This window comes from Candidatus Accumulibacter vicinus (assembly GCF_000584955.1).
Classification (GTDB): Bacteria; Pseudomonadota; Gammaproteobacteria; order Burkholderiales; family Rhodocyclaceae; genus Accumulibacter; species Accumulibacter vicinus.
Map to the genome: position 1 here is coordinate 16,943 of NZ_JDSS02000032.1, position 8,632 is coordinate 25,574.

7 protein-coding genes and 1 pseudogene are annotated in these 8,632 nt (G+C 63.5%); 2 read left to right on the forward strand and 6 right to left on the reverse strand.

Annotation, left to right across the window (positions count from 1 at the left end; translation table 11 throughout):
• From acnA to CAPSK01_RS15125, 3 genes are all read right to left on the reverse strand, one after another.
• On the reverse strand, positions 1–1,980 hold a 1,980-nt coding region (gene acnA, locus CAPSK01_RS15115; protein WP_034928461.1), incomplete at its 3' end, for an aconitate hydratase AcnA.
• A gap of 113 nt (positions 1,981–2,093) precedes the next feature.
• A complete protein-coding gene (locus CAPSK01_RS15120) occupies positions 2,094–3,035 on the reverse strand; it encodes a DMT family transporter (RefSeq protein ID WP_273703780.1) in 942 nt (313 codons plus the stop codon).
• Positions 3,036–3,236: 201 nt separating this feature from the next.
• Positions 3,237–3,716 (reverse strand): hypothetical protein, encoded by a 480-nt coding sequence (locus CAPSK01_RS15125; RefSeq protein WP_034928463.1) that lies wholly within the window; start codon positions 3,714–3,716, stop codon positions 3,237–3,239.
• A gap of 296 nt (positions 3,717–4,012) precedes the next feature.
• Here CAPSK01_RS15125 and CAPSK01_RS15130 point away from each other — a divergent pair, with 296 nt between their 5' ends.
• Together CAPSK01_RS15130 and CAPSK01_RS24355 are read left to right on the forward strand one after the other, a co-directional pair.
• On the forward strand, positions 4,013–4,324 hold the full coding sequence (locus CAPSK01_RS15130; RefSeq protein ID WP_034928465.1) for a hypothetical protein: 312 nt from the start codon (positions 4,013–4,015) through the stop codon (positions 4,322–4,324).
• Positions 4,281–4,460 (forward strand): hypothetical protein, encoded by a 180-nt coding sequence (locus tag CAPSK01_RS24355; protein ID WP_337958598.1) that lies wholly within the window; start codon positions 4,281–4,283, stop codon positions 4,458–4,460. Before CAPSK01_RS15130 ends, CAPSK01_RS24355 begins: the two co-directional genes overlap by 44 nt.
• Here CAPSK01_RS24355 and CAPSK01_RS15135 read toward each other — a convergent pair.
• The 3 genes and pseudogenes from CAPSK01_RS15135 to CAPSK01_RS15145 form a co-directional block, all read right to left on the reverse strand.
• Entirely contained in the window at positions 4,421–7,516 is a 3,096-nt protein-coding gene (locus CAPSK01_RS15135; protein WP_034928466.1) for an efflux RND transporter permease subunit, read from the reverse strand. The two genes, CAPSK01_RS24355 and CAPSK01_RS15135, sit on opposite strands and share 40 nt — an antisense overlap.
• On the reverse strand, positions 7,513–8,238 hold the full coding sequence (locus CAPSK01_RS15140; RefSeq protein ID WP_273703802.1) for an efflux RND transporter periplasmic adaptor subunit: 726 nt from the start codon (positions 8,236–8,238) through the stop codon (positions 7,513–7,515). Before CAPSK01_RS15140 ends, CAPSK01_RS15135 begins: the two co-directional genes overlap by 4 nt.
• A gap of 21 nt (positions 8,239–8,259) precedes the next feature.
• Positions 8,260–8,632: pseudogene (locus CAPSK01_RS15145) on the reverse strand (aminotransferase class IV); the annotation flags it as partial.

An 8,632-nucleotide genomic window follows, 5' to 3' on the forward strand; every position in this document is an offset into this window, starting at 1 on the left:
GAAGAACGGCGGGCGGGCGATGTAGGTCGATGGCGGCCAGTCGTAGACCTCGCCGGCCGGCGCCGGAATGGCTTTCCAGAGATCCTGGTCGGCGCCGACGTCGGCGTAACGCCGGCGGAAGGTTTCGGGATCGAGCGCGAACGGCAGCACGGCGTCGATCTCTTGCGAGCTCGGCCAGATCTCGCGCAGATAGACCGGCTGGCCGTCGGCACCGCGACCCAGCGCTTCGCTGTCGAGGTCGATATTGACCCGGCCGGCAATCGCAAAGGCCACGACCAGCGGCGGCGAAGCGAGGTAATTGGCGCGCAGATTGGGATGGATGCGCGCTTCGAAGTTGCGGTTACCCGAGAGCACCGCGGCGGCGACGAGCTGGTGCTCGGTAATCGCCTGGTTGAACGCCGGGTCGAGGTCGCCGGCGTTGCCGATACAGGTCGTGCAGCCGTAACCGGCGAGCGCGAAGCCGAGCTTGGCGAGCGGCGCCAGGAGGCCAGCCTTGTCCAGATAATCGGTGACCACCCGCGAGCCGGGAGCCAGCGAGGTCTTGATGTGCGGCTGCACGCGCAGGCCTTTGTCGACGGCCTTCTTCGCCAGCAATCCGGCGGCGATCATCACTGCCGGATTGCTGGTATTGGTGCATGAGGTGATCGCCGCGATCAGCACGTCGCCGTGGCCGAGGTCGATGCCGGGCCGCTCGGTCGCGTAGCGCTGTCGCAGGGTCTCGGGTGGGCGGGCAAAGCCGTCGGCCGACTCGGCTGCGCTCAGCAGGGTGTTGAAGCGGCTCGCCATCTCGGGCAGCGCGATGCGGTCCTGCGGCCGCTTGGGGCCGGCCAGGGAGGGGACGATGCTGGCCAGATCGAGGCGGACGGTACGCGAGTAATCGATCTGGCCGGCGCGCGGAATGCCGAACAATCCCTGCGCCCGGAAATAGGCTTCGAAGAGCACACAGTCCGCTTCGCTGCGGCCGCTGCGGCGCATGTAGTCGACAGTCTTGTCGTCGACCGGGAAGAAGCCCATCGTCGCCCCATACTCCGGTGCCATGTTGGCCAGCGTCGCGCGGTCGGTCACCGACAGCGTGCTGGCTCCCTCTCCGAAGTACTCGACAAAGGTGCCGACCACTTTTTCGCGGCGCAACAGCTCGGTCACCGTCAGCACCAGATCGGTGGCGGTGACGCCTTCGCGCAGGCGGCCGCTGAGTTCGACGCCAACCACGTCCGGGGTCAGGAAATAGACCGGCTGCCCGAGCATTGCCGCTTCCGCCTCGATGCCTCCGACTCCCCAGCCGACGACGCCGACGGCATTGATCATCGTGGTGTGCGAGTCGGTGCCGACCAGCGTGTCGGGAAAGCACAGCCGTTCCCCGCCGGTGCGCCCTTTTTCCACTGCGCCCAGGGTCTGCTGACGAACGCCGTGGAACAGATGTTCGAGATTGACCTGGTGGACGATACCGACGCCCGGCGGCACGACGCGGAAGGTTTCGAAAGCCTGCATTCCCCATTTCATGAACTGATAGCGTTCGCGGTTGCGCGCGAACTCGAGAGTCATGTTCTGCTGCAGCGCCTGCGGCGTGCCGTAGTAATCGACCTGTACCGAATGGTCGACGACCAGGTCGACCGGCACCAGTGGCTCGATGCGCCGCGGGTCGAGTCCTCGCGCCTGCGCCACCTGCCGCATTGCCGCGAGATCGCAGAGCAATGGCACGCCAGTGAAATCCTGCAGCACGACGCGCGCGACGACGAAGGGGATCTCCTCGCTACGGCGTGCGCGTGGTTGCCACTCGGCGAGTTCGAGGATGTGTCGCTCGCTGACGCGCTGGCCATCGCAGTGACGCAACAGTGCTTCGAGAACGATGCGCAGCGACACCGGTAAACGAGGCACATTGCCAATTTCGGCAGCCGCCAGGGCCGGCAAGGAATAGAACAGGGCCTCCGGCTGGCCGGGAGGCGTGAAGCGGGCCAGCGTATTGAATGGCGAGTGGGGCATGTCGAACCTCCGGATAGATGCACGCTTGACGCAGATGGTGATCTGACAGTGCGTGGTGGCGTTGCGTTCGCCTGATGAGGTCAGGTTCCTTGTCCCTCATCTTGTTCCCCGGTCTAGCGGTTCGGCGCATTGCCTGGCCCTCCTGGCTGCGTTCGTCCAGGTAGAGCATCGGGTCCAGCACGAGTCAGCGGCGCGATCTGGACGACGATGATGCCGCCTAGAATCAGCGTACAGCCCGCCATACCACTGACGCTGAGGCGATCTCCCATGAGCAGGAAACCGAACAGCGCCGCAAAAACGGTTTCCGCCGAAAGGATGATTGCCGCATCGGCTGGCTGTGAATAGCGCTGCCCAACCACCTGCGCGGTGAAACCGATGGCCACTGAAAAGACGCCGGCATAGACGATCGGCAGCCCGGCTTGGCGAATTCCGGTCAGAGTGATCGTTTCACCCAAGCCGGCGGCGAGCAGGCTGATCACCCCGCAGACCAGAAACTGCCCGCATGCGACCAGGAAAGGAGCGGCGATGCGCTCGGTAACGCGTCCGACAAAAAGCACATGCAAGGCCCAGAAGACGCTGCTGGCAATCACCCAGAGATCGCCGACCATCAGGTCGATTTCATGTGTGCCCGACAGCAGCCAGCTTCCGGCCAGGCAGCCGAGTGACGTCGGCCAGACCGACCAGTGTGGGCGGGTCTGGAGAATCAGCCATGCCAGCAGCGGTACCAGTGGCACATAGAGGGCGGTGAGAAAGCCGGCGTTGGTCACCGTGGTGCTGGCGATACCGATCTGCTGCAGTACCGCGCCGAGCATCAGCAGCACGCCCAGGGCGCCGACGCCAAGGGCGTCGCTGGCCCGCGGCCGGGCATCGTGCAGCGACAGCAGCCGCCACTCGCGCCAGGCCAGCGGCAGCACGATGGCGGTCCCGAGCAGGAAGCGCATGCCGGTGAAGGTCAGTGGCCCGACTCCGTTCATTCCCGCAGACTGGGCGACAAAAGCCGAACCCCAAATGACGGCGACGGCAAGCAGCAACAGATTGGCTTGTGAGCGATTCAAGCGGGCGGGTCTGTGACCAGGCCTGCCAGTTCAGGCGCGTACCATTGGGAGAACCTGTGGTGTGGCAAACTGTAGAGGGCGGCGTAGCAGGCGAACTCTGCGCGTTTGGGCAGCAAAGTCCATCTCAGGGGACTGTTTTGCGGCGGGATGCATGGCGTGTGCCTAAAGTCGCCATGATCGATCGATGCGGACGAAAAGCACTTAGAGTCCAAGCGTGCTCGAACTGAGCGGTTCGCCACCGGCGGCGACGATTTCTTCGAAGCGCTTGAGATGGGGCGTGCTCTCGTGAACGTCATCGATGATCAGTCGGGCACGCGCATGATCGCGATGGAAGCGGATCAGTGTGTGCCGGCGATCGGCGATCAGCAGCGAATCCTTGAGGGTGTCGAGGTGGGGCGGTGACTGAGTGATCGTCAGCGCCGGCGCATAAACGGTCAGCAGGCTCATCAACTGCGGACTGTACTGTCTGACGAATTCCGGCTTCTGCACGACGATCGTCAATCGCTGATGGTATTCCCGTGCAGCAAGCAGGCTGCGCAGTACGGCAATCCGCTCCGGACGCTCGAGCTTGAGCGGCGCGAGGTCTTCATCGAAAATCTCTAGCGTCGCGGTCGACAGATCCAGGATCTCCTGCACTGCGCCGTCGTAGTCGCTCCAGGTGGTGATCAGTCTGCTGCTCATCGATGGCGTTCCGTCTGGTCGTTGGCAGACATCATACCGCGATCCCTGGGCGAATTCGCAAGCGGAATGAAGAGTTGCGGCGCACGCGCGCCGAGGCCGAACTGGAACGTTATCCCCGATTCTGCTGCTCGACACTGAACAATCCATGCCTGCGCATGGCATCATCATCCTGCATTCGGGAAGCGTCGACAGCCGCATGGCGCTGCGGTGGATGCTCATGACTTTATCCCAGGACATCAACCGTGACTCCGACAACGCAATGATCGCTCTGGTGGTGATCTGCTACCCGGCATCTGTTGGCGATCATCAACGATATTCTCGACCTGTCGAAGGTCGAGGCTGGCAAGCTGGACCTGGAGCAGGGGGATTTCGCTCGCGAGACGATCCTGGACGGCGTTCGCTCGCTGATTGCCGAGCCGGCGCGCGCCAAGGGCCTGACGGTCGAGACCGAAGCGCAGCACGTGCCGCTGTGGTTGCGCGGCGACGCCACCCGCTTGCGCCAGGCGCTGCTCAAACGGTGGTGCCGGCCTCGGCCTGGCGATCACGCGCCGGCTGGCGCGTCTGATGGGGGGCGATGCCGGCACCGACAGTGTGCTCGGCCAGGGTAGCCGCTTCTGGTTCACCGCCCGCCTGCAGCGTGGTCACCGGGCCATGGCGCCCCGGTCTGAGCCGGCGCAAGGTGCCGAGTACACCTTGCGCCGGTGTCATGCCGGGGCGCGCCTGTTGCTCGGCCAGACCCGGTAGCAGGCGGCATAGAGCGCCGGCAGAAACCATAGGGTCAGCAGCGTGGCGACGATCAGCCCGCCCATGATGGCAACCGCCATCGGTCCCCAGAAGACGCTGCGGGTCAGTGGAATCATCGCCAGGATGGCTGCTGCGGCAGTCAGCATGATCGGCCGGAAGCGCCGCACCGTCGATCCGATGATCGCTTCCCAGGCCGGCTTGCCGGCTTTTTCGTCCTGCTCGATCTGGTCGACGAGAATCACCGAATTGCGCATGATCATCCCCGAAAGCGCGATCACGCCGAGGTTGGCGACGAAGCCGAAAGGCACCCGGAAAATCAGCAGCGCCAGGGCAACGCCGATCAGTCCGAGCGGTGCGGTGAGCAGCACCAGCAACATTCGGCCGACGTTCTGCAACTGGATCATCAGCAAGGTGATGACGCCGATGAGCATCAGCGGCATCACCGCCTTGATCGAATTCTCGCCCTTGGCCGACTCCTCGCTGGCCCCGCCGGCTTCGATGCGGAAACCGGGCGGCAGCCGGGTGCGCAGGGCGTCGAGATGGGGGTCAATCTGAGCGGTGACGGCGGGCGCCTGCATGCCGTCGCGGAGGTCGGCACGCACGCTGATCGTCGGCAGGCGGTTGCGGCGCGCGATCACGGTATCTTCGAGGGCGAAGCTGATCTTTGCCAGTTGCGCCAGCGGCACGTAACGGCCGCTGCGGGTCGGGATGTTGATGTCCGCCAGCGCCGAGATGCGGGCACGTTCGTCGCCGGCGGCGCGCACGATCACGTCGACCAACTGATCGCCTGTACGCATCTGCGTCACGGCAACGCCGGTCAACAGCGAATGGAGGAAAGCCGAAAGTTCCTGTGAACTGACGCCGAGTGCGCGCGCGCGATCCTGATCGATGTCGATACGGATCATCTTGCCCATCTCGTTCCAGTCGAAGTTCACTTCCTTGAGATGCGGATTGGCGCGCATCACCTCGGCCACTGCCGCGGCGAGCCGCTGCAACGCTTCGAGGTCTTCGCCGGACACCCGAAAGACGACCGGAAAGCCCACTGGCGGACCGTTTTCGAGGCGCAGCACGCGCGTGCGCAGGCCGCTCCATTCGCCGCCGACATCGCCAAAGCGTTCTTCAAGGCGTCGCTTGAGGTCCTCGCGCGCCGCGAGGTCGTGGGTGGTGATGACCAATTGCGCGAAATTGTCGTTGAACAGTTGCTGGTCGAGTGGCAGGTAGAAGCGCGGGCTGCCATTCCCGAGATAACTCGCGAAGTACTTGATCGAGCGTTTCATCTCCGGTTCGGCAAGGATCGCTTCGACTTTCCGGCTCGCCGTTTCGGTCGCTTTCAGGGAAGCGCCGTTCGGCAGCCACAGGTCGACCAGTAACTCGGGACGACTCGATGCCGGAAAGAACTGTTTCTGCACGCCCAGTCCCAGGCCTGCCAGCGCCGCTACGAAAGCGGTCAGCGTGGCGGCGATGACCAGCCAGCGATGCCGCAAAGACCATTCGATGGTCGCCCGAACACGACGATAGAACGGCGTCTGGTAAGTGTCTTCACCGTGCTGTTGCGCCTTGTGGTGCAGTTTGTCCGCGTCCAGCAGCAGGTAGCCCAGGTAGGGCGTGAACAGTACTGCGACGACCCAGGAAACCAGCAGCGCAATGCTTACTACCGCGAATATCGAAAAGGTATATTCGCCGGCACCGGATCTGGCGAAACCGACCGGCATGAAGCCGACAGCGGTAATCAGGGTGCCGGTGAGCATCGGAAAAGCGGTCGAGGTGTAGGCGAAGGTGGCTGCGCGGAAGCGATCCCAACCCTGTTCCATTTTCACGACCATCATTTCGACGGCAATGATTGCATCGTCGACCAGCAGACCAAGCGAGATGACCAGCGCGCCGAGCGAGATCCGCTGCAGGTCGATTCCGGATATGGCCATCAACAGGAAGGTGACCGCCAGCACCAGCGGAATCGACAGGGCGACGACGGCGCCGGTGCGCATGCCGAGGCTGAGGAAGGAAACCGCCAGGACGATCAGGACCGCTTCGGCCAGCGACGACATGAAGAGGTTCATCGACTGGCGGACGATTTGCGGTTGATCGGCGACGACGTGCATGTCGATTCCCCGCGGCAATTGTTTCTGCAGGCGTTCGCTTTCAGCACGCAAGCGGTCGCCGAGCCGGATCACGTCGCCCCCCTTGTTCATGGCGATGGCGATGCCGATCGCGTCCTGACCCTGAACGCGCATGCGGGGTGTCGGTGGGTCGGCAAAACCGCGTTCAACCGTTGCGATGTCGCCGAGGCGGAACAGGCGCCCGTCGGCCTGGATGCCGATCTCGCGAATGCTCTCCAGCGACTTGAAATCGCCTGAGACGCGAATTCGTACCCGGTCGGAAGGCGTTTCGTAGAATCCGGCTGGCGTCATGGCGTTCTGCTTCTGCAGTGCATCAAAGAGCGCCAGCGGATTGAGACCGAGTGTCGCCAGCTTGGCGTGCGAAACCTCGATGTAGATCTTTTCTTCCTGGACGCCGATCAATTCGATTTTCTTGACGTCGGGGAGCTGCCGCAGTTCGCGGGCGATGCGGTCGGCTTCGCGACGCAGCGTGGCGAGGTCGAAGCCATCGCCGGTCAGAGCGTAGATGTTGATGAAGGTATCACCGAATTCATCGTTGATGAAGGGGCCGAGCACACCTTGCGGCAGCGTATGCCGCATGTCGCCAATCTTCTTGCGGACCTGGTACCAGGTTTCCGGAACCTCCTTCTTCGGCGTGTAGTCCTTGAGCAGAACGGTGATCAAGGATTCGCCGGAGCGCGTCTGCGAGCGCAGCACGTCGACCCAGGGGACTTCCTGCAGGCGTTTTTCGATCCGTTCGGTGACCTGCAGTTGCATTTCGTTCGCGGTGGCGCCCGGCCACAGCGTACGCACCACCATCGCCTTGAAGGTGAAGTCCGGGTCCTCGGCGCGGCCGAGCTTGATATACGCAAGCACACCACCGAGCATCAGCACGACGATCAGATAGGCGACCAGCGAGCGGTGGCGCAACGCCCATTCGGACAGATTGGGAGAGATCATTGCCTGGAGATGCCTGACCGATCCTTTGCTGGCTGGGGTTCGTCAAACCGGGGTGCCTGTTCGATCACTTTGACCTGCTCGCCGCCGCTCAGCTTATGGACGCCAGCGACGACGATTCTTTCGCCGGCCTGCACGCCGCTGTCCAGTACGGCGGTGTCGTCCCGATAGCGGGCGATCGTGACCGGTCGCAAGGTGACGGTTTGCTCCGCGCTGACCACCCACAGCGCTGGCTGGCCAGCGTGCTGAAAAATGGCCGTCAGTGGCACCGTCAGGCGGGCTTTCCCGTCAGGGCGATGGAAGTGTACCCGGGCGGTCATCCCGAGCAGGACCCGGGCATCCGGATGGTGAATCGACACGCGTGCCGCATAGCTGCGGGAGATCGGGTCGGCAACCGCCGACACTTCGCGCAGCGTTCCCGGATAGCTGGCGTCGTTGTCTGCCCACAGTCTCACCTCTGCCGATCGAAGCGAGCGCAGCTCCGGCATGCGTGCCTCGGGGATCGAGATCGCGACTTCCAGGGTGTCGGCACGCGCCAGTCGCATCACGGTCTGCCCGGCCGCCACAACCTGGCCGACTTCTGCCATGACGAGTCCGACGACCCCCGCCTGCTCGGCTTTGAGAACCGTATACGCGGTCTGGTTGCGAGCCAGTTCAGCCTGTACCTGTGCGGCCCTGAAGCTGGTCTCCTTGGCCTCAAGGGCTGCCTGGCTGACAAAGTTCATGGCATGCAGATTCCGGAAACGCCCGTCGACGTCGAGCAGCAAGGCCTCGTCGTAACCGTCGTGCGCCACCTCCTGGTGGGCAAGGATCGAGTTGGTATAGGTACCGACGGACTTCGAGCGGCACATATTGACATTCACATGATGGCGGGTGAAAGACGAGGTTTTGACGCGGATGCCCTTTTCCATCCCATCGGCACCGAGGTAGGCACCCCATGGCCAGGCAGCGATGGCCACGTGCGTACTCACCGCGGTAGCGGCGATGCCCATCGCCTCGGAGCCATAGAAGACGATCGGCCGGATGTAGCAGGATTCGAGCTGATTGGCGCGCACTACTTCCTTCTGCGCTTCGAGCAGGGTTTCCCGGTCATACGGCATCTTCATCTGAAAGATGTAG